This window comes from Dyella subtropica (genome assembly GCF_026283965.1).
GTDB classification, from domain to species: domain Bacteria; phylum Pseudomonadota; class Gammaproteobacteria; order Xanthomonadales; family Rhodanobacteraceae; genus Dyella_D; species Dyella_D subtropica.
The window spans coordinates 132,509-153,608 of record NZ_JAPDPD010000005.1; the positions used below are offsets into that span (position 1 = coordinate 132,509).

Genomic DNA, 21,100 nt, shown 5'->3' on the forward strand with positions numbered 1-21,100 from the left:
CCCACCCGCTGCTTCGCGACTTGCCGCTATGGAAGCGCCGCACCGCCCACATGCTTGTCGCCGTAGGCACCAGCCTCCTGGCGACCGCCTGTGCCTCACACAGACCGTCACTCAGCGACATAACTCGAGAGGAAGCGATCGCCAAGGAGCGCGGCTGCAAACCGGTGAAGTATCAAAGAGACTTCATGGCGATCGAAGTCACCGCCACGGGAAGCGGCCGGCAGTGCCTGGTGCAGGATCTGGTGCAACGGCATGCATGGTCCATCGCGGAGGGCTTCAACGAACGAGGAAGCCCTGCCCGCATCGTCACCTTTTATCGAGCCACCCACGTGGATCTCGACCTGCAAGGACATCTCGTTTCCAGCGAGCCCTTTGAAAACGCCACGGGTGTCGCACTGGATCAGGCCACCTCAGAGGCGTCATTGAGCCATCTGGATGACTTTCCGCAGCACATGAGCGTGCGCAATGGCGTCATCAAGACACCCGGCTCAAGAGGCGTTGGTATCTACCTTGGCTTTCACAAGAACTTTGATCTTTCCACTCGCGCCTACGCGAGCGCTTACGAAGTGATGCCAGAAGATCAGCAACCCTTGGGCGACCAACGCCCCTATGAGCCCGGCAAGAAGATTGGCTTTATTCATCCGTGGAACTATCAGCCAGAAACCTACTATTCGGTGGATAACATGAAAGTCGTTTCAGGCGGTCGAGGCGTCATCATGGTCGGCGCCAACAGCGTATTGCGCAACAGCACCATCGAAGTGGATGGTGATACGGCCGTTTACCTCTACGGCCCCAACACCTTGGTCGAGGGCAACACCTTCATCGTGCACCTGAATCCAGGTAACGCCTCCGAATTACCCGCCGCCCTGAAATTGCGCGATGCGGATGGCGCCATCATCCGAAACAACCGCTTCATGGTGAAAAACAGCAGCGGCCAAGAGGCGACGGCTGCCATCAATCTGCTGCAGTCGAAAGACGTACTGATCGAGAACAACGTGATGGAGAACACGCACCAACTTGTGCGCAAGGACGCCGAAAGTACAGCGATTGAGCGAAGCCATGAGCCTGGCGCAGGCGCCGGAAATTTGAGCAGGCCAGCAGGGATGCCCCCTCCTTGAGCCCATCGCGAGCGATCGCGAATCCGCTTTCGCCTCTTCGACGTCAGCCGAAAAACGGGATGCCTTTCCGCACATTGCCTGACACCACGGCTTGCTGCTCTGATGCTATGGATTTGCCGGAGCCACCTTGGAGTCGACCATGAAGCTTGCCGCTGCACCCTCGTTCGCGCTCGCCGTCTCACTGCTCCTTCCATCATTCGCCTCGCATGCACAAGACAAGACGGCGAACGAACAAGGCACGTTTGTCCTGCATAAATTCGCCAGGGCGATCGGCAAGGAAACCTACATACTTGCCAACGAGAAAGGCCAGCTGACGCTTCACTCGGACTTCAAATTCAACGACCGCGGCACCGACGTGCCGCTGAAGACGATCTATACGGCGGCCGACACTCTTCACCCGCTCTCGCTGAAGACCGAGGGGCATTCGTCTCGACAATCACCGATGAACGACGCGTTCTCGGTAGACGAGAAGCACCAACGCGTCGCCTTGGTGCGCGACGGCAAGGCAACCGACTATCCAGCCACCGCCGACACGTTCCTGGTCGACGGCTACTCGCCCGTCGCGATGCAACAGATGCTGATGCGCTTCTGGATCGCGCGCGGCAAGCCTGCTCAAATCGCCGCCCCGCCGGAGGCCAGCATCCATATCGCACCCGGCAACGATCTCACCATCAGCACCAACGGCGGCCCCGTAACCTTGCACAGTTACGTGATCAACGGCCTGGTTTGGGGTGCGGAGACGGTGTGGCTGGATGACGACCAGAAACTCGCCGCCGTCGTAACCACTGATTCGGAGTTCGATCACTTCGAAGCCGTTCGCGAAGGGTATGAAGCCTCACTCGCCCAATTCATCCAGCAAGCCGCCGACAACGACCTGGCAGCGCTTGCGCAATTGACCGCCACCGCGAAGCATTCCATCGGGAAACGGCTGGCCATCACCAACGTCACCCTCATCGATGGCACAGGTGCGGCAGCACGCCCTGTTGCCGCGGTGTACGTGGAAGACGGCCGGATCACAAGCATCATGGCGTCAGGCTCCAGGCCAAAAGCCTCGGACAAGCAAGACGTGATCGATGGCACCGGCAAATACCTGATTCCCGGCCTATGGGACATGCACGCTCACTATGAGCAGGTGGAGTGGGGCCCCATCTATCTGGCCGCCGGCGTGACCACGGTGCGCGACTGCGGAAACGAGTTCGATTTCATCACGACCGTGCGGGATGCCGTGCAATCCGGGCGCGGCATTGGCCCGCGCCTGCTGATCGCCGGCATCGTCGACGGCACCGGCCCGATTACGCTTGGCGCCGTCACGGCCGATACGCCTGAACAAGCGCGTGAGGTCGTTCGACGCTACAAGAATGCCGGCGCAGTGCAGATCAAGATCTATAGCAGCATGAAGCCCGAGCTGGTACCGGTGATCGCCGACGAGGCGCACAAGCTCGGCCTGACGGTAACCGGCCACGTGCCCGAGGGCATGACCACCGCGCAAGCGGTCGCTGCCGGCTACGACAGCGTCAATCACATCCACTACGTCGCGCGCGACCTGTTGCATATGGAGCGCGACAAGCCCGTGCCGCCGATCGACTTCAGCACACCCGACGCACAACAACAGCTGGCCTTGTTCAAAGCGCATCGCACGGTATTCGACGACACCACCGTGCTGTTCCAGACCTTGACGCGCCCTGCCGCCACACCACTGGAAACACTCGAGCCCGGCATCACTCATGTCGCCCCGTCGCTGGCCGCCGCGTTGAACGCGACTGGCGCGCCTCCCGCCAAAGCGCCTGAGTTTGCCCAGCGTTACGCCGCGTTCCTCGCCACCTTGCGCGAACTGCACAAGCAAGGACTGACCATCGTGGCCGGCACCGATCAGGACGTTCCGGGCTACTCCCTGCATCGCGAACTTGAGATCTATGTGCAAGCGGGCTTCACCCCCATGGAGGCGCTACAGGCTGCCACCAGCGTGCCCGCGCGCGTACTCAAGCTCGACAAGGAACTGGGCACACTGGAAGTGGGTAAGCGCGCCGACATGCTCCTGCTGGATGGCGACCCCTTGGCTGACATCCGCAACACCCGCCGCATTGCCAAGACGATCAGCGGCGGCACCGTCTATGACCCTGCTCCGCTGTGGCAGTCGGTGGGATTCAAGCCCTGATCGCGAGGAAGTATTCGGTACTTGCTCGCCATAGCCCCATACGCAAGAAGGCCCTGCAATGCAGGGCCTTCCAAACACACTCAGATCATCAAAGACGCCGCAACTTCACGCGTCGTGTGACTTCAACCACGCATCGATCGCCGGCATGCGCTCGTTGCGCACCTTGATGCGGTACTCGATGTTCGCCACCGCGGTGTCGGCGTCGCGCCGCGAACCCGCCGCGACGTATTTCTCGGCGTAAGCCTTCACCTTGCCGATCATGGCAGGGTCCAGCGAGCGACTGGCGAGCGACGGGTAGTAGCGGCTGCTGGCGCTGGAATCGACCTTCTGGTCGACCTGCTCCTTGTGGGCCACGGCGAAGTCGAAGGCCATCTCCGGGTGATACATCGAGACTGCGCCGATCATGCCACTGCTGTTGGTGGCGCCCGGCTCGTCGGTCATCGCCAGGTCAAGTGCGCGCTGGGCGAGGCTCTTGTCACGGCTCAGCGACAGCAGCCCGTACATCTGGTCCTTCACCAACGGCGTTTTCTCGACCTTGGCGGCGGCATGCAGCCGGTCCCAGGTCGCGGCGTCAGCATTCCTTGCTACTACGGCCAGGATGGTCCGGCGCAGCGCGGCAGGCATGGCCTTCGGGTCCTTGTCCTGTGCGTCGTAGCGACGACGTGCTTCCTTGATCACCGCGGGGTCGCCGAGGTTGCCCAGCGTGCCAATCAGCTCGGTGCGCAGAATCTTCACCGGATCGGCCTCACCCGCCTTCGGCTCCCAACCCACGCGAGCGAACACCGGCGACAAACGCGCGATGGCGAATTTGCGGAAGGTGGCCTGGCGCGCTTCATCGCCCTGGTAGTAGCTGTCCAGCGAGCCCAGGTCACCGGCGATGTCACCCCAAATCTGCGGATCGGCATCTGTCGGCGTGGCCTGCACCAGATCGAGGAAGTCGGACGACGACTGCAAACCAGCCATGCCCAGTGCCCAGGTGTCGCCCATCACGCCGAGCTGATCGATCGGCGCGAGCTTGTCGAAATTGTCCTTGAGCGCGGCGAACTGCGCCGGCGCATACAGCGTGCGGTAATAACCGCTCTGGCCGGCATTGACCACCACCGGGCCGCAACCGGCCACGTCGAGCGTGGCGTGACCACCGGTCACCAGCGTGCGCGCGGGCTCGCCGCCCACGGCCTGTGCGATCACCGGCACGCGCCACGACAACGGCTTCTTGTCCGGGCGATCGCGGGTGAATTCGCCCTGGCTCAGCTTCAACGTGGTCTTGCCAGCGCTGCACAATGCCGAGTCCACCTTGATCATCGGGATGCCCGGCTGCAGGGTGAAGTCGTGAGCGATCCCCATTACCGGCTTCTTCGCGGCGGTTTCCACGGCGCGCCACAAATCGTCCGACACGGTGTTGCCGTAAGCGTGCTGCTTCATATAGAGACGCACGCCATCACGCCAGGCATCGGAACCGACATAGCCTTCCAGCATGCCGATCACCGCCTGGCCCTTGGAATAGGTAATGGCGTCGAACGCCTGACTCGCCTGCTCCACCGTCTCCACGTGCTGCACGATCGGGTGTGTGGTGGCGATAGCATCGCGACTCATCGCCCCCTGGCTCACGCGAACGGCTTCCAGCTTGGTATTCCATTCCGGGTGCAGCTTCGCGGTGGTGCGCGCTTCCATCCACGAGGCGAAGCCCTCGTTGAGCCACAGGTCGTCCCACCAGCGCATGGTCACCAGGTCGCCGAACCACTGGTGCGCCATCTCGTGCGCCTGTGTCGAGAACACCTCCTGCTTGTCGGCCTGGGTGGAGATGGTGGGATCAAGCAGCAGCGCGTATTCGAAGGTGTAGATCGCACCCCAGTTTTCCATCGCGCCGAAAAACTGACTGCGCCCCGGCGAGGCGATGTTGTCCAGCTTGGGCAGCGGGTACGGCGTGCCGAAGTAATCGTTGTACTCGTCCAAGATCATCTTGGTCGAACCTAGCGCGAAATCAGCCTGCGGGAGCATGCCCTTCTGCGTGACTACGCCCACCTCGGTCTTGCCCGCCATCGCGGTGGCACGCTCGAAATCGCCCAGGCCGAAAAACAGCAGGTAGGTGGACATCTTCGGCGACGGCTGGAATTCGATCTTCGTCAGGCCGTTGCCCGCGTCGGCTTTCTTCGCTACCGGCATGTTGCTTATCGCCATCTCCGATGACGGCACAGTGGCGTCGAGCGTAAAGGTGGCCTTGTAGTTGGGCTCATCCCACGACGGGATGAAGCGACGCGCATCGGAGTTCTCGAACTGCGTATACAGCGCGCGCTTCTTGCCAGCCTTGGTGTCGTAGTCGATGGCGAACAGACCGTTGGCCTGGGTGCCGATCTTGCCGCTGTAGCTCATCTCCAGCTGGTAGCTGCCCTTCGGCACAGGATTGGCGAAGGTGAAGGTGGCGGTCTGCTTCTCCGCATCCACCGTCACTTTCGGCGCTGGCAATGCCTTGCCCTTGACCGGCGTCAGCGTGACCGAAGCGAAGGTCATGTCGAGCGCGTTGAGCGTGATGCTGCTGGTGGGCTGCAGCACGTCGACCGTCACCGTCACCTTGCCGTCAAAGCTCAGGGAGTCCGCATGCGGCGTCACCGACACGTCGTAGTGGGTAGGCCGCACGCTGCGCGGCAACTGGGTGGTGGCCTGCTGCTCAGTGGCGGCATGAGTCGCCGGTACCGCCGCCACGGCGCTCATGGAAGCGCTCGCGAGCGCCAGGACAATTGCGGAAACCAGTGTGCTACGACGCATGAGAGCCTCGTGAAGGTGATGGCCTGTCGGCCGGTTGAACCCCTGGGGAAGAAACCAGACAGAGATTGCTCCCCATCTGGCCGGATCAGCCGATGGTGAATCCCCATGACAGTAAGGCGACACGGCCGGAAGTCATGGCAGCGGGTAATTGCATGACGTCGGGGGAGCCGCCGTTGGGCTTGCTGCAAGGGCTTTCCCCCTCCCCACCGCCCCTGCCACCGATTGGTGGAAAAAAACCGAGCGGCGGCGTTGAGCCGCCACCCGGTTCGGTCGCGAAGGAGACACCTACTTCTCAATCACTCGTCACACCTGTTGTAGCTACATATGTATAGGGGCCATTCGGACTCTGTTGAGCGATCCAACCTGCGCTGTATCCACTGCCCCACGGCTTTCCAGTGTTGAAGGGACTGGCGTTACTGTCCCAGGTATAGGCAATGCCTTGCTGAGGGTTAGCTGGAGGGGCGCCGCTATATAGCTGGAGCTGACCCTGCTGCGCCCGGAAGGGAGCGCTGGTCGCATATGAGATGTAGCAATTACCCTGATATTCGTACAAATCGACATTCCATGAATAGTTACTTGAGCCAGCAACGGGGTTTACGTCATCTGCCGCAACAACTTGTTGGCTCGCGTCTCGGGTGTCGTGGGTTTTCATAGCAATACTCCCAGTTAGGATCAGAACGCGCAGATTGCTTGCGCCTCTTACGACCAACGCGTCTTGGCTGTTGGCCGTTGGGTGGAAAGCTATCCAGCCCCTAGGCTGAGAACTCTTCTAAAAAGCTTCCGACGTGTAAGCAATTGATATAACGCAACTATTCGGTCGACACGAAGCTTGAATACGGCTTGCCGCCCGGATAGGCGGAAGGTTTGCGACCGGTCCTCTCTCAAAGCGTGGGCCAGGGTTTAGCCCGTTGGAACCCAAACGATCACTATCCAACGCGACGTAAGCCTCTCTCCCGCAAGCCTGATCAGCGTCGCGTCTCAGCTGAGAGAGCTGCTGACTCCCCTGTTTGTCGCGCGGGGACTCCCCTCGGTTGCAAGGGGTGGGGTTTGGTTCGCGATAACCCAACCGGAAGAATTCGAACCAAACCCCATCCCTCACCACGCTCGAAGAGACGGCAACGCAGTAAATCATGAGGGCGGCGGCGGTGGATCGTTGGTCACTTGGGGGTCTGGACTGCAAATCGCCAGATACGCCCGCAAGGGGTGCCTAGCGACAAGAATGAGGCCGAACGTCCTCCTTTCGGAGTGAGCGTTCGCGTACTGGATGCTGATCTTCGTATCGCTGATGATCGTGCTGCCGATCTGATCCGTAACAATGGCCCCGTTCGCCATATTGGTGCTGATATTCGCGTAGGCGAATCTGAGATCCTCTGGGCCAGGCATCAAGTTGTAATGGATATTGAAGGGCCCCTCGACATTGGCAATCAGCATCTTGCCGTTCCTGGAGTCTAGGATCTCGGCGTATGGCTTTGTTGACAACGTGACGCCATCGCTTGGCGCTTCGGGTTGATGGTCAATTTTGAACGCCCAGTGATAGCCGGGCGAGGAGTTGCCTGGTGGGTAATAGGATATCCAGACGTTGACATTGATATCAGGTAAATTTGGCATTCGATTCTCCTTTCGTCATGGTTTTGTGGTCACGATCGCGTCATTCATGGCACGCAGGTAGCTTCCGTTTCGATAGCCGAATTGGTCGAGTTGACGAGCGATATCAAAAGCCTTGTCGCGGTCACCGAGGTACAGATAGGCAAGAGCCAAGGGGGCTAGTGAGTGGTAATCGCGGTTGTTGTGCGCGATGGCCTCATGGGTCAACGCCAGCACTTGGCGACAAGCTTCCAAGGCTTCGGCCTGTTTACCGGCGGCACGTTCCACCTTGGCAAGCACCATTAACGTGGACGCGATACGCTGTTTTCGGTCTATCGTGTGATCCGCGTCGCCGCCCATGTTCTTTATCATGGCGAGCGCCGTGTTAGCTTGCGTCAACGCATCTGTGGGGTGGTTGAATCGAAGTAGCGTATCGGCGGCGTAGGTATGCGTGGCTGCCTCCATGGAGCGCCACATCGTATTCTTGGGGTCGAGGTGCGTTAACGTCGACAACTTGGACGCGATAGCGAGCTCGCCTGATAGTGCTGGTTTGAATTGGCCGAGATCAGCCAGCACCAGGTCTTCGAGCAGATTCAATTTCAATGCGGTGCTTTGCCACAAGCGGTTTCCGGCGTCGTGTTGCAGCAACGCATTGACTTGGGAATCGGCCGAATGGAGTTCCGCGTCGGCATTACTGTCCTCCCCCATGTCGATAAGCAGTGTTGCATGGCGTTGCATGGCGGCAACCCATCGAGAGGTCCACTGGTATTCGGCCGGCGCGGCCTCGTGCAGTGCACGCAGTTCCGTTAACTCCTGCTCATACAAAGAAAGCGCTTGCTGCAAGTCCCCGTTTGCTTGCCGGGCCGAGGCTAGCCAGGAGAGGCTATCGGCCAGCTCTGCGCGTAGGCTGCGGTCATCTCGGCGTAAAGCAAGAGCGCGACGCTTCAATTGAATGGATGCATCGAACTCCTTGACGGCAGCGCTTTCATCGCCTTGCGCATAGGCGACGGATCCCAGGCTGTTGCGTGCGTAGGACACTTCGATCCATGCATCTATATCGTCCGGCTCAAGATCACTCATCCGCTGTGCGTAGCTGCGATATTGCTGAAAATACCGTTCCGCACCATCGAGATTGCCCTGGTCAAACTGGATCTGCCCCAGCCAGAATGCATCGGCACCAAGGTCTTTCAGCAGCGCGGCGGTTTTCTCGCCTTGCGCCAGATTGCTGTCCAGAAGGGTCTTGGCCTGGATCAGGGCATCACGGGCGATGCTGGGATTGCCATGGGCGCGCGCCACTTCGGCAATGGTTTGCAAGGCGCGGGCCTGTTGTTGTCTCGCGGTCAGCGTAAGTTCTTCGGCGCGCTGTTGGCGCAAGTAATACAGCGCTTTGTTTCCCACGCCATCAAGCAGGTCGAGCTTGCCTAGTGGCCTGAGCTTGTCGGCAAGTTCGCCAAGCATGTAGCCCATCAAGCCTTCGGCTTCTTGCTGACGCTGTTTGGCAAGGGTCGCTGCATGACGAGCCATCAGGCCAAATCCTCCGGCAAGCAGACCAAGCAGCGCAAAGCACACCGCGGCAGCAAGACGTAATCGCTCGGCGCGTCGCTTGCGACCGATGGATCCACCGATAAAGGTGCGCACGTCGTCGCTTAGCGGAATCGTGGACTGCTCCATCAACTCGCATGCTTCTTCGAGCTGCCGCCCTCGCGGCAGCAGGCTGCGGACGTGCCGGTTATCGTGAAGCCATTGCCGGGTCAGATCCTCGATCCGTCTGCGCACACCCAGCGCTTGCCGATGCACGGCAATCCAATCCACAACACGTGGCCACTGCCGCAGCAAGGCTTCGTGCACCACGCCGAATACGGGTCGTCCTTCAGCCATCAGGCTGACAAAGAGCCGCTGCTCAACCAGCGCATTCACCAAAGCATGCTCAGCGTCGTTCTGCAGGGCCGACCAAGGCGCATGATGTCCGCTGACGGTATCGTCGTTCGCACTGAGCGTCACCAAGAGCGACAGGACGCGCGTCAAGGTCGCTTGCGCGGATGGAGGCAGACTGGTGAGGGCGGCTTCCGCGCATCGCCCCACAGCGCCCTCTATGCCACCAAGTGCGCGATACGCCGACATGGTCAGCTCACTGCTGTTGTTGCGTTGCAGATAAAGCTCATACAGCGTGTGCTGCATGAGCGGCAGCGCGTCGGGGCTGTTCGCGGCGTCCTCGCACAGCACATCATCCAACCGGGCCTGGGTCCCCTCATCAACCCCGAAGCTCAGCCCAGCGGCTTCTGCCGGCAGTCGGATCATCTGCGCGATTTCCGCGCGCGTGGGAGGTTGCAGGTCGAAATGCCCGCCGGTGGTCTTTCCTTCCATCAGCACGGCCTGTTTGGCAATGTGCGGATAGAAATCGTTGCGGCAGGCGGCGAGAACGATCATCACACCGCTGCGTGCCAGCATGTCGAGCATGGCAAGGAACTGATCGCGTTGTGCATCATCCAAAGCAGGGGTGGAAAAGAGCGCTTCGAGTCGATCCACGAATAACAAGGCCCGCCTATGGGGCTGGCGTGCGTGGATGCGCCGCAGTTCGCCCAGCACGGCATCGGGTGTTTGCACGAGCTTGATGCCGAGGCCGTCGGCGCTGTGACCCTGCAGCATGGGCCTGCCGTCGATCTCCAGATCGATCAGCGCCGCACCCAGCGAGGTCAACAAGCTCGCATCGCCGATACCTCCGAGATCGAGCATGGTCGAAGCGCAGACTTGAATCGGCTCGACTGAGCGACTCAGGGCGGGCAGCAGCCCCGCCTGAATCAGCGAACTCTTGCCACTGCCGCTGGGGCCAAGTACCAGTACGAAAGCAAAACCCGTATGCACTTGGGTCAAAAGGGCGCCGTACAAATGACGTATCGACGCGTCGCGGCCGAAGAACACCGATGCATGGGTCGTGTTGAAGGAATCCAGGCCCACATACGGCGATCCGCCCGACCAGCCTTTGCTATTGAGTGGCGTTGTTCCGCCGAGCGCCAACGCTACCGGCGCTACCGTGCGGTAACCGCGTTTGCGGACGTTCTCGATATAAGAGGGCTGACTTGCGCTATCGCCCAACGCGCGACGCAGTTGCGTGATGGCCTTGTGAACCTGGTTTTCTCCGACGATCACGCTGCCCCAGCAACGCTTCAGCAATTCATCGGCACTAAGGGGCTGGCCGGCTTGCCCACATAGGGCTACCAACACGTCCATCGCACGCGGCTCGATTTGAACGCGTTCGCCATCACGGCACAAGGTGCATGTGGCGGGGGCTACCAGCCAGTCACCGAAATGGAAGTCCTTGGTCTTCAATCCATGAGCCCTCGTCACGACTGCTTAACAGCTGGCAGGACCGCCCTTGATGCGTATCTTCGGCAGCCGCACTTTCGGCCACTAGTTGGCCGGCGGCACAAAGGACTGTCGAGTATTCCCCTTTCAACGGAACGCTTCTATATCGTTCACGCTGATAGTAACCAGCAGTCGGATCCACTGCATCCATTGCGGCACAGCCATCGTCACATAGCGGCACCTCGAAAAGCCTCGACGGTGCGGGTGTGGCGTGAGCGGTTGAATACGAATCGGACGGTGTATGCCGGCGGGGTCAAGCCTGACCCGAATCACGCAGCATCACTGCAAGAGATCCCTGCGCATCCCCACGCAAAGCAACCATCGCAGCCAGCGCAGCGTTCTTCTGATCCATGCCCCACGGCGCACCTACCGATTTACCAAGCGCAGCCACCGTGGCGGCAAGACTGACCCGTGGAGTCGCCAGATGCCTGATGGCCAACTCCTCCAAACGCTTCTCCGGAAGCGCGACAAGACCCAGCCCACACCTCTCCGCAGCATGGCAAAGCGCACTGGGAAACAGCACACCTTCTGCCTTGTGCATACGAATATGCACGGCGAGTATCTCCGCCGTGCTCCATACGGGCATGGGCGCTGGCATCAGCACTGCGCAGCCGACGACCTCATGCCCCGCGGCATGGCAGCGCGCCCGAATCGACTGCATCTGCCGCATCGCCACGCGCTGCACGGCCTCGACGCCGCGCCTTACCAAGGCATCGGCGACGTTGGACTCGGCATGTTCGGCCGCGTGATAGGGCTGTTTTTCCCACGGGGCATCGTCATCGACAAGGGCGACGCGCTGCCTCTCGATCAGCACCGTACTGTTCCCGGCGTTGCCGACGATCACCAGCACGGCCCAACCAGAATGGGCCTTCCAGCCAAGGGCGACTTTCACGACCACTACTCCCCAGCATTAGCCCTTGGAAAGCATAGTGTGGAATGGCGAGCCGCCACCCTGCATTTGCCGACGCATTCACACCTTCATCATCTGTGACGACAAACCCGTTTTTAGCTACGCAATAAATTGCTGTGGAAAACGATTGCCTGAAAACAGCCCCGACTACCCTCGACAGGTATTCGCAAGCCACGCGCAAGACGCGCCACAGCGTGCCTTGGCAAGCCGCATCACCACGCCATTTTCGGCGCAATGAAAATCGTTACCGATTCAGAAAATCGCAAAATGATGGCGAAGAATATTGCGTTTTCTTGGCTGCATCCAATGACCCAAAAACGAATCGTAGGAAATACTTCCAAATTTCCAATTGACCGCACGTAAAAACCTATTTATATCGTCGTCAATTCGTTAACCGGAGGAGCGGTTGACGAATGATCCCAGGGCGATATCACGCAGGCATACGTCGCCAAGCGTCATCCACTCGCTGTCGGTCATGGAACAGACCAGGGGGCCAGCACTACGGATGTTCGGGATCCGTGGAGAGGCAACAAAGCATTGACCGGCACGCAGGTGCCGACTTGTGTCTTGTCATGGGGTCCACGCGGCCGCATCGGGCGTGTTTGTCCCCAAAAAACCTCAACTGGGAGTGACTCATGAAAGGTCGTTTTATCACAGTAGCCGCCGCTACGGCCCTGCTTACGCTGGCCGGCAGCACGATGGCTACAGGCAATGGAAGTAATGCCAGCAATGGCAACAACGCTGCGCAAGCAGGGGGCAATCCTTATGCACCGAGCTATGGCCATTCGTATCGCCATGGCGCTGTTCCCACCCGTGAAGCAAACAGCAAGATGAAGCAGTACGCCGCTCTGCATGCGGCTACCACGGCAGTCACCGGCACCGAAACGCTCAGCTACGGCGGCGGCATCGACGGTATCGGTGTCACCAGCGGCACGCCCAAGGTGTACCTGGTGGTCTACGGCAGCCAGTGGGGCACCGAAGGCACGGATGCCAACGGCAACAAAACCTTCTCGGGCGATGCCAACGGCGCCGTGCCCTACCTGCAAAACCTGTTCAAAGGTCTGGGTACCGGTAGCGAGTTGTGGTCCGGCACCATGACCCAATACTGCGATGGCCCCAGCGTCGCATCGGGTGCCACCTCCTGTCCCAGCGGCGCACCGTTGATCGGCTATCCCACCGGCGGTGCTTTCGCCGACATCTGGTACGACAACTCGGTCGCCTCGCCGTCGCAAGCCACCGGGGCGCAGCTCGCTCAGGAAGCGATCAACGCCGCGGCACATTTCGGCAATACCACGGCCGCGTCCAACCGCTACGTGCAGTACGTAATCTTGTCGCCGACCGGCACCCATCCGGACGGTTTCAACACCTCCACGGGTCAGTTCTGCGCATGGCATGACTACAACGGGGATCAGGGCGTGAGCTCGCCATACGGCGATATCGCCTTCACCAACATGCCGTACGTCAGCGACATGGGCACCAGCTGCGGCCAGAACTCCGTCAACAGCGGGTCCGCCGGTACTAACGATGGCTTCTCCATCGTGGAAGGCCACGAGTACGCCGAAACCATCACCGACCAGAACCCGGCCGGCGGTTGGACCAATCACACCGGCTCCAGCTTCAATGGCCAGGAAAACGGCGACGAATGCGCATGGATCAGCTCCGGTCAAGGTGCCACCGCCAACGTGACCATGGGTAATGGCACCTACGCGATGCAGAGCACCTGGTCCAACGACACCAACGAGTGCGACCTCTCGCACCCGATCGTCGGAGGCGGTGGTGGTGGTGGCGGCGGTACCCCCACGGCCAACTTCAGCTTCACCACCAGTGGCCTCACCGCCAACTTCACCGACAGCTCCACCGATAGCGGCGGCACCATCTCGTCGCATTCCTGGACCTTCGGCGATGGTGGCACCTCCACCGCGACCAACCCCAGCCACACCTATGCGGCGGGCGGCAATTACAGCGTGACCGAAACCGTGACGGACAGCGTCAGCGGCAAAACCAGCAGCAAGACCTCGTCGGTCACGGTGAGCAGCGGCGGTGGCGGCAGCCAGTTGCTAGGCAACCCGGGCTTCGAGAGCGGCACTGCAGCGCCATGGACCATGACGGCAGGCGTGTACTGCACCAACAGCAGCTGCGCGGGCGAAACCGCCCATAGCGGCGCTGGCTTCGCATGGCTCGACGGCTACGGCAGCACCCACACCGACACGGTGTCGCAGACGGTCAGCATCCCGGCCGGCAAGACCTCGGCCACGCTGACGTTCTATCTGCACATCGACACGGCCGAGACCACCACCACCACCGCGTACGACAAGTTGAACGTGCAGGTGCTCAACAGCAGCGGCACTGTGCTGAAGACCCTTGCCACCTTCTCCAACCTCAACGCTGCGGCGGGTTACACAGCGCACAGCTACAACCTCAACGCCTATATCGGCCAGACCGTGACGATCAAGTTCACGGGCACGGAAGATGCCTCGTTGCAGACCTCGTTCGTGGTGGACGACACCGCCTTGAACGTGCAGTAAGCGGTGCTGACACGGCAGCGCTCTATAGCGTTTGCCGGCCTAGTGAAACGGGGCTGCGAAAGCAGCCCCGTTTCTCTTTGTCTCACCCGACGGCTTGGCTTAACGCGCTTGCTTCAGCACGGCGCGATGGTGGACCAAGAACCCTCCCACGAATTCAGCCACCACATCCGGCGCATCAAGCGTTGCGAAATGGGTCGAGTCGAGAATATGCACTTCCGCTTGAGGCGCATCGCGCAGATAGGCGAAGGCACCCGGGGTCGTGAAGAACTGATCGCGCTTGCCCCATAGCACCAACACCGGCACCTTCATCTTGCGCAGCATGGCCTGCCATTCGGGATAGCGGCCGACATTGGTTCCATAGTCGAACCAAAGGTCGTTGCGCGCCTCGATCACACCAGGGCGCTGTACCGCCGCGATCATCATAGACACGGCATCGGGGCCGGCGTGATCTTCATCCTCCCAACCGTTGGCTTGCGGATAGGCCAACGCGCGGATGTAGCCGGCGCGCCGCTGATCGACTGCTTGGTTGCGCGTCGCCCAATGACGGCGCAGCTCGCCATTTGGGTCTTGCGCGGAGGGAAAACCATCCAGGTGAATCACACCGTTCTGCACCATGATGGCTGCGACGGCCTGCGGGTTGGCGCTAATCAGACGGAAGCCCACCGGCACGCCGTAATCCTGCATGTACAGGCTGTAGCGCGAGATGCCGCGAACCTTGAGGAAGTCGGCGACCGTCTGCGCCAGATGATCGAACGTGTAGTGGTAAGCCGTATGACTGGGCGCATCGGAATAGCCAAAGGACGGGTAGTCGACCGCGATGACATGCACCCGCTGATGCGCCACCAGGCTCTCCATGACCTTGACGTACATGATGGAAGACAACGGGTTGCCGTGCAGAAAGACCACGGTCGGGTCCGCAGGATCACCTGCCTCGCGATAGAAGAGATGCAAGCCATCCACCTCCTGCCAGCCCTCGTGAAGGGCGGAGGTCTCAGCCGCGGTGGCGGTTGCGCAAAAAGCAAGCAACGACAGGAGCAACGCAAACAGCTTCATGATCTCTCCGGCAAGGTGGCAAACTTCACTTTGACTCGTGACTTCGGCGAAAGCCGGGATGACGAGCTGACCGAATACCGATCGGCGCGGGCGTCAGTATTCGGTGGCGAACGGCAGCAGTGAAGTGATGATTTTTCACGGCAGGATGAATGCCGTTCAATCCATGAGATGACCGGATGCGATACGTACTACCGCCCATGCACACGCTGCGCACCTTTGAGGCGCTCAGCCGATTGCGGAACTTCACGGTCACGGCCGAAGAGCTGCATCTGACCGCAAGCGCGGTGAGCCACCAGATCCGGGCGATGGAGTCGTTCTATGCCACCAAGCTGTTCCAGCGGAACCGGCATGATGTATCGCTGACGCCCGCAGGGGAGAAGTTATTGGAGGTGATCCAGGGCTTCCTGCAGCAACTTTCTTCCGTCGGCGAATCCTTGCGCTCGCAGGACTCGCGGCGCCTTTCCGTGACGGCGCCGCCCTCACTGGTCAGCCGCTGGCTCATGCCGCGACTGGGCAGCTTTCTCAGGGAGCATCCGGATATCGACTTCAAACTGCACGCAACGCCAACCTTGATCGATCTGGATGCCGAGCAGGCCGACTTCGCTATTCGTTACGGCGATGGCAACTGGCCCGGATTGCGCAGCGAAAAGTTATTCAACGAGCACATCTTCCCGGTCGCCTCACCCGAGTACGCCACCCAGAAAAAGCTGCACAAATCGTCGAAGCTCGAAGCCTGCACCTTGCTACGCGACGACTTTCAATCCTGGGAGCGCTGGGCCGAGCAGACCGGCGAAAGCGTGGACGCATCCGCATGGGGTCCCATCTTCAGCGACTCGGCACTGCTGCTTCAGGCCGCTGAAGCCGGCCATGGCGTGGCACTGGGCCGAAGCGTGCTGGTCGCCGACGCCATCGCGACAGGTGCGCTGGTGAGGATAGGCAAGCAAGCGATCACCGCGCCAGGCGCCTACTACCTGGTGTCGCCAACACGCCGAATCGAATCGGCTCCGGCGACGGTCTTTCGGCATTGGCTGATGGAAATAGCGAATCCGTAGCCGGAAGGGAAGGCGGCGATGGTGGCGAGGCGCGAAGTCACTCCTCACAACACCTTGACGCATCACACCGCTGCCATCAGGCCACCAACCGATCCTCCAGCCAGCGCCCTCGCTTGGCGACGGTCTGCTCGATGTGTCTGAACAAGGGGGATGCCTGCGCTAGACCGAGCGCATCCGCTACGCCTACCAGATGTTTACCGGCGGCCGCGATCAGCCCCAATGAGCGTCGACGAAGCTGTGTTCGATTCAAACCAACCTCATCGCAAAGCTTCTGCCAATGACGCTGCATTACCCATCGGGGCCGACCCTCGCCGCCGATGCTCATGGCCAGCTTGTCCGAAAGGCTGGACCAATACGTTGTCGACACAAGGTCATAGGCAGGCGCAAGGCGCAGGCGACCATCGTGGCCATACAGCATCGCCACGTTCTTCGCATGCGCATCCGCGTTGCCGATGAGATAGTTGAAAAGCAGCCAATCCACCAGTTGCAAACGATCGCGCGCGGGCAACGCGCTACGCTGGTCCACGATGGCAAATACGTCGACCAGACCCGGGCCACTATCCGCCTCGCACTTCTGGTCCGGCATGAGTCCAGCCAGCTGGCAGAAATCGAGCTGATGCAGGCGATGCACGCTCGCGCGATCGACGACCCGATCGAAGCGCTCGACCAGCAACACGGGCTCCGGCTCGGTCAACAACTCAACCGCCGCGACCGGCAGACCTATCGCAGTCGCCAGCCGCATGCACAGAGCCTCGTTGTACACCGCATCGGGATATAACTTTTCCGGTTGGAGTGCCGGCTTAAGAATGTGCGTGGATGCCGCACCGCCAACAGGCAAGCTCAACACGCCGTTGGCATAACGAACCGGAATCTTGTTCTGGGCTCCAGCCAGCGACAAGCGCAGTTCCCCATGGCGTTGCAGTAGCGGAATGTTGTCCCGCAGCGCCACCAGATCTCCGCGCAACTGCTCTACGAGGTAGGGCTCATACGATGGGTCTTGTGCGTTGGTGTCAGGTTCCACTACCAGCTCAAAAGCACCAGCGCATTCGCGGCCGAAAGCCTCCAACAGTTTGTAGACATTCCCCTTGGGGAGTCGCTGAAGTTTGCGAAGCGTGTCGAGAACCGTGCCTTCGGGAAGCAGATTGGCGAAGAAGCTCAATACTTCATCGCCAAGATACTCGGCTTCCTGAAGCGGCAACCGTGGCGACAATGGAAACGCATGCGAACGTGAAAGCCATGAAGCCTCATAACGGAACGTCAGTGCCCTGCCCTGCGCACGCAATTCACCGACCGCCTGCCCACCGTGCCTGACATGGAGCATCAGCTGCGCTCCTGGGGCACGATGCGCAAACCAAGCGCTTTCAGTACGCGCAGCGCCTTGCCCAGCCCCACGCTGCCGCGCCCATTCTCGATCGCCATGATGGTGTCCCGCCCCACACCCGATGTCAGGGCCAGCTGATCCTGCGTCAAACCAGCTTGAATGCGGGCGCTGCGAGCGGTATCGCCGAGCGCGAGCGCGTCCGGGTCGTCGCCCGTGCGCGCATGCTTTCTGGGTCGCTCAGAAAAGTTGGAAATTATCGACTTTTGTCTATTTGACATGAGAAAGACCGAATAAGTCGTCAATAGCCGACTTTTACCCTTGCCCCCGCCTCATGTCAACGAAAGTCGACAATGACCAACTTACATTCCCACTGACTCCATCTCGACGGCGCATGGGTTGATTCCATCAGGCCCGCAGGATCGCGATACCAAGCCCAGCCAATGGCGCGGTCGCCTCCTCAGGCGTATCGCCCTCCACCACGATGGTGTTCGCCGCTGTTGCTGGTGCAATCACATACGGCGACGCCGCGTTGATCTTCTCCGCCGATGCCAATACCACCACTTCCGCCGCGCGCTCAGCGAGTGCGCGTTTGACGTAGGCCTCTTCCAGATCGCCAGTGCTTAAGCCTGCAGTGGGATGTACGCCGGTGACACCCATGAAGTACACATCGGCGCGAATATGGCTGATGGCTTCGATCGCCGCCGCGCCGACAGCGACGACGGAGTGCTTGAACAAGCGACCGCCGATCAGCACCACCTCGATGCCGGGATGGCTTACCAGTTCGACAGCGACGCTGGGGCTATGCGTGACCACTGTCGCTTGAAGCGTGGGGGGCAGATGCCGCGCCAACTGCACGCAGGTGGTGCCGCCATCGAGAATCACCACCTGCCCCGGCAGGATCAGTTCCGCCGCCTTGCGCGCGATGGCGGACTTCGACTCCGTGCTGATCTGCTCGCGATGCGCGAAGTCCGCGGCGGCCGGCGACGACGGCAAGGCGCCGCCGTGCACCCGCTGCAACAAGCCTTCCGCCGCCAGCTCGCGAAGGTCGCGGCGGATGGTGTCTTCGGAAACCCCGAACAACTCGCTCAGAGTCTTGGCAACAACCTGCCCGTCCCGCTTGAGCGCGGCCAGGATGGCTTGTTTGCGATGGGTGGTCAGCATGACATTTGCACGAAATTAATTGATACTGCACGAACTTGCACGATACGTTGTTGAGTACCCCCTGACAAGAGCCGTGTCATGAGCGAAATCGCCGAGCGCGTCCGCGTGATCGACAGCCAGGTCCTGTCCAACGACTGGTACCTGTTGAAGAAAACTGTCTTCGACTACCGCCGTGCCGATGGCACCTGGCAGCGCCAGCAGCGCGAAACCTACGATCGCGGCAACGGCGCCACCCTGCTGCTGTACCAACCCGCGCAGCGCCGGGTGGTGCTTACCCGCCAGTTCCGCTTCCCCGCTTTCGTCAATGGCCACGACGGCATGCTGGTGGAAGCCCCCGCCGGCCTGCTCGACCACGCCACGCCCGAGCAACGCATCCGCGCCGAGGTGGAAGAAGAGACCGGCTATCGCGTAGGCGAAGTGCGCAAAGTGTTCGAAGCCTTCATGAGCCCCGGCTCCGTCACCGAGAAGCTGCACTTCTTCGTCGCCGAATACGATGCATCGTCGAAAGTCAGCGACGGCGGAGGCCTCGAAGCCGAAGGTGAAGACATCGAAGTACTGGAACTGCCCTTCGACGACGCGCTGGCCATGGTCCGTCGCGGCGAGATCGTCGACGGCAAAACCATCATGCTGCTGCAATACGCCGCCATGCATATCTTCGCCATGCGCGAGAGCACACCATGACGCCGCAACTCATCCTCATCGCCGGCCCCTATCGCAGCGGCACCGATGGCGATCCCGACAAAATCGCCCGCAACCTGCAAGCGCTGGAACGCGCCGCGCTATCCGCCTACGAACGCGGCCACGTGCCCGTTATCGGCGAATGGCTGGCTCTGCCGCTGGCGCGCGAAGCCGGCTCCACCACACCCGGCGACGCCATCAGTGAAGCCTTTCTCTACCCCGTCGCACATCGCCTGCTGCGTTGTTGCGATGCTGTGTGGCGCATCGAAGGTGCATCCAAAGGCGCGGACGAGGATGTGCGTATAGCAACGGGGTTGGGCATGCCGGTGTATCGAGCGCTGGACGAACTGCCAGCCTAAAAATCTATGCGCGAGCCAAGGGGCTTGCGCCCCCGACCCGCTGACCACCATCGGGGCCTAGAACCGACCATGGCTGCGCGCGACGATACGGAAGCGGCAGCTTCATATCTTTTATGCATCTCACAATTGGATGGACGGCCAGCGCGCGACTACCGAGAAGTAGGAAAAGCGCCACATCACAAAGTGACGCAGCTCACACTCATTCCATCGCCGCCCTAGGCCAGGATCATCAATCCCACCTGCCAGTCGCCCCCTCACGAACGAGACTCCGGCCTGTCGTTATCCATGTCGCGTCAACACACACCACGGGCAACGACCGCGACGTTATGACTAAAAAAAGGCCTCGCATCGCGAGGCCTTTTTTTTTCAGAGCCACGAATACCAGCGATCAGTGAACGTAACCGGATTCCTGGGGATTGACGGTAATCTTGATCAGCTTCAGCGACCCAATGTCACCAATGCCGCCGCCGGAGAAAGTCAGCTCTCCCTCACCCTTGTACATATACGCGACCCGATAGTTGTCGCCACCGAAATGGAAGGGAATCCAAGCCTTGCCGGTTTGATAGGCCTTCTGGTCGGTGGGTGGGCCGATGAGATCCGTGACCTGCTTGGAATACATGCCCGGCTGGATCTTCGAAAACTTGCTCCCCGCGGCCGGCGTTCCCACGACCTTTGCGTCGTCCGAGAAACCCGCGCCGAACGCAACAGGCATGTAGCTCACGAGCCCGGCAAGAGAGAGCATGAAAGCAAGCGATTTAGTCTTCACTGACGATTCCTCCATTGAACGTTGATGATCACTAACACACGGAAAACTTGGGCTCGAAGCAGTGCCAGCCCGAGAACATGATTCAATAAAACACATCCCCGCCGTTGTCCGCTCGCCACTGTGCCACAACAAAATCCCGTCGCAAAGGCGATAAGCATCATCGGCCAGCAACGCTGCACCCAAAGGCGCAGGCATCACAAAAGGCAATACCTAACATGCGCGTAGGACTCGCCTTACAAATAACTCGCAGCTCCACAAAACAAATGGCCCCGCTACGCGGGGCCATTTTTCT

Annotated in this window: 16 protein-coding genes; 6 read left to right on the top strand and 10 right to left on the bottom strand. The window is 60.5% G+C overall.

Annotation, left to right across the window (positions count from 1 at the left end):
• Positions 1 to 185 precede the first annotated feature (185 nt).
• Complete coding sequence (locus OUZ45_RS05950) at positions 186 to 1,118, top strand: right-handed parallel beta-helix repeat-containing protein (RefSeq protein WP_266169018.1); 933 nt, start codon at positions 186 to 188, stop codon at positions 1,116 to 1,118.
• Positions 1,119 to 1,257: 139 nt separating this feature from the next.
• Positions 1,258 to 3,273: an amidohydrolase family protein gene (locus tag OUZ45_RS05955; RefSeq protein WP_266169019.1), complete on the top strand. Its 2,016-nt coding sequence runs from the start codon at positions 1,258 to 1,260 to the stop codon at positions 3,271 to 3,273.
• Between the two features lie 105 nt (positions 3,274 to 3,378).
• Here OUZ45_RS05955 and OUZ45_RS05960 read toward each other — a convergent pair whose 3' ends face one another.
• The 5 genes from OUZ45_RS05960 to OUZ45_RS05980 all read right to left on the bottom strand — a co-directional run bounded on the left by OUZ45_RS05960 (position 3,379) and on the right by OUZ45_RS05980 (position 11,875).
• Entirely contained in the window at positions 3,379 to 6,036 is a 2,658-nt protein-coding gene (locus OUZ45_RS05960) for a M1 family metallopeptidase (RefSeq protein ID WP_266169020.1), read from the bottom strand.
• Between the two features lie 292 nt (positions 6,037 to 6,328).
• Entirely contained in the window at positions 6,329 to 6,688 is a 360-nt protein-coding gene (locus tag OUZ45_RS05965) for a hypothetical protein (RefSeq protein WP_266169021.1), read from the bottom strand.
• Between the two features lie 476 nt (positions 6,689 to 7,164).
• Complete coding sequence (locus OUZ45_RS05970; protein ID WP_266169022.1) at positions 7,165 to 7,644, bottom strand: hypothetical protein; 480 nt, start codon at positions 7,642 to 7,644, stop codon at positions 7,165 to 7,167.
• A gap of 15 nt (positions 7,645 to 7,659) precedes the next feature.
• On the bottom strand, positions 7,660 to 10,965 hold the full coding sequence (locus OUZ45_RS05975; protein ID WP_425601670.1) for an nSTAND1 domain-containing NTPase: 3,306 nt from the start codon (positions 10,963 to 10,965) through the stop codon (positions 7,660 to 7,662).
• Between the two features lie 271 nt (positions 10,966 to 11,236).
• The gene (locus tag OUZ45_RS05980; RefSeq protein ID WP_266169024.1) at positions 11,237 to 11,875 is read right to left on the bottom strand and encodes a hypothetical protein; all 639 of its coding nucleotides are present in this window, start codon (positions 11,873 to 11,875) and stop codon (positions 11,237 to 11,239) included.
• Between the two features lie 653 nt (positions 11,876 to 12,528).
• Here OUZ45_RS05980 and OUZ45_RS05985 point away from each other — a divergent pair.
• Complete coding sequence (locus OUZ45_RS05985) at positions 12,529 to 14,418, top strand: PKD domain-containing protein (RefSeq protein WP_266169025.1); 1,890 nt, start codon at positions 12,529 to 12,531, stop codon at positions 14,416 to 14,418.
• A 99-nt stretch (positions 14,419 to 14,517) separates the two neighbouring features.
• Here the strand turns inward: OUZ45_RS05985 and OUZ45_RS05990 are convergent, their stop codons facing one another.
• Entirely contained in the window at positions 14,518 to 15,471 is a 954-nt protein-coding gene (locus OUZ45_RS05990) for an alpha/beta fold hydrolase (RefSeq protein WP_266169026.1), read from the bottom strand.
• Between the two features lie 176 nt (positions 15,472 to 15,647).
• Here OUZ45_RS05990 and OUZ45_RS05995 point away from each other — a divergent pair, with 176 nt between their 5' ends.
• Entirely contained in the window at positions 15,648 to 16,523 is an 876-nt protein-coding gene (locus OUZ45_RS05995; RefSeq protein WP_266169027.1) for a LysR substrate-binding domain-containing protein, read from the top strand.
• 76 nt (positions 16,524 to 16,599) lie between these two features.
• Here the strand turns inward: OUZ45_RS05995 and OUZ45_RS06000 are convergent, their stop codons facing one another.
• The 3 genes from OUZ45_RS06000 to OUZ45_RS06010 all read right to left on the bottom strand — a co-directional run bounded on the left by OUZ45_RS06000 (position 16,600) and on the right by OUZ45_RS06010 (position 19,005).
• The gene (locus tag OUZ45_RS06000) at positions 16,600 to 17,844 is read right to left on the bottom strand and encodes a type II toxin-antitoxin system HipA family toxin (RefSeq protein WP_266169028.1); all 1,245 of its coding nucleotides are present in this window, start codon (positions 17,842 to 17,844) and stop codon (positions 16,600 to 16,602) included.
• Entirely contained in the window at positions 17,844 to 18,122 is a 279-nt protein-coding gene (locus OUZ45_RS06005; RefSeq protein ID WP_266169029.1) for a helix-turn-helix domain-containing protein, read from the bottom strand. Before OUZ45_RS06005 ends, OUZ45_RS06000 begins: the two co-directional genes overlap by 1 nt.
• 127 nt (positions 18,123 to 18,249) lie before the next feature.
• Complete coding sequence (locus tag OUZ45_RS06010) at positions 18,250 to 19,005, bottom strand: DeoR/GlpR family DNA-binding transcription regulator (RefSeq protein WP_266169030.1); 756 nt, start codon at positions 19,003 to 19,005, stop codon at positions 18,250 to 18,252.
• Positions 19,006 to 19,083: 78 nt separating this feature from the next.
• Here OUZ45_RS06010 and OUZ45_RS06015 point away from each other — a divergent pair, with 78 nt between their 5' ends.
• Complete coding sequence (locus OUZ45_RS06015; protein WP_266169031.1) at positions 19,084 to 19,686, top strand: NUDIX domain-containing protein; 603 nt, start codon at positions 19,084 to 19,086, stop codon at positions 19,684 to 19,686.
• Entirely contained in the window at positions 19,683 to 20,042 is a 360-nt protein-coding gene (locus OUZ45_RS06020; protein WP_266169032.1) for a hypothetical protein, read from the top strand. The genes OUZ45_RS06015 and OUZ45_RS06020 overlap by 4 nt, the downstream gene beginning before the upstream one ends.
• A gap of 388 nt (positions 20,043 to 20,430) precedes the next feature.
• Here OUZ45_RS06020 and OUZ45_RS06025 read toward each other — a convergent pair whose 3' ends face one another.
• Entirely contained in the window at positions 20,431 to 20,808 is a 378-nt protein-coding gene (locus tag OUZ45_RS06025; RefSeq protein WP_266169033.1) for a hypothetical protein, read from the bottom strand.
• Positions 20,809 to 21,100 lie beyond the last annotated feature (292 nt).

Coding starts and splice junctions, on each gene's coding strand:
- OUZ45_RS05960 (WP_266169020.1), bottom strand. CDS start 6,036: ATGCGTCGTAGCACACTGGTTTCCGCAATTGTCCTGGCGCTCGCGAGC.
- OUZ45_RS06000 (WP_266169028.1), bottom strand. CDS start 17,844: ATGCTCCATGTCAGGCACGGTGGGCAGGCGGTCGGTGAATTGCGTGCG.
- OUZ45_RS05995 (WP_266169027.1), top strand. CDS start 15,648: ATGCGATACGTACTACCGCCCATGCACACGCTGCGCACCTTTGAGGCG.
- OUZ45_RS06010 (WP_266169030.1), bottom strand. CDS start 19,005: ATGCTGACCACCCATCGCAAACAAGCCATCCTGGCCGCGCTCAAGCGG.
- OUZ45_RS05985 (WP_266169025.1), top strand. CDS start 12,529: ATGAAAGGTCGTTTTATCACAGTAGCCGCCGCTACGGCCCTGCTTACG.
- OUZ45_RS05965 (WP_266169021.1), bottom strand. CDS start 6,688: ATGAAAACCCACGACACCCGAGACGCGAGCCAACAAGTTGTTGCGGCA.
- OUZ45_RS05970 (WP_266169022.1), bottom strand. CDS start 7,644: ATGCCAAATTTACCTGATATCAATGTCAACGTCTGGATATCCTATTAC.
- OUZ45_RS05990 (WP_266169026.1), bottom strand. CDS start 15,471: ATGAAGCTGTTTGCGTTGCTCCTGTCGTTGCTTGCTTTTTGCGCAACC.
- OUZ45_RS06005 (WP_266169029.1), bottom strand. CDS start 18,122: ATGTCAAATAGACAAAAGTCGATAATTTCCAACTTTTCTGAGCGACCC.
- OUZ45_RS06015 (WP_266169031.1), top strand. CDS start 19,084: ATGAGCGAAATCGCCGAGCGCGTCCGCGTGATCGACAGCCAGGTCCTG.
- OUZ45_RS05955 (WP_266169019.1), top strand. CDS start 1,258: ATGAAGCTTGCCGCTGCACCCTCGTTCGCGCTCGCCGTCTCACTGCTC.
- OUZ45_RS06020 (WP_266169032.1), top strand. CDS start 19,683: ATGACGCCGCAACTCATCCTCATCGCCGGCCCCTATCGCAGCGGCACC.
- OUZ45_RS05950 (WP_266169018.1), top strand. CDS start 186: ATGGCGATCGAAGTCACCGCCACGGGAAGCGGCCGGCAGTGCCTGGTG.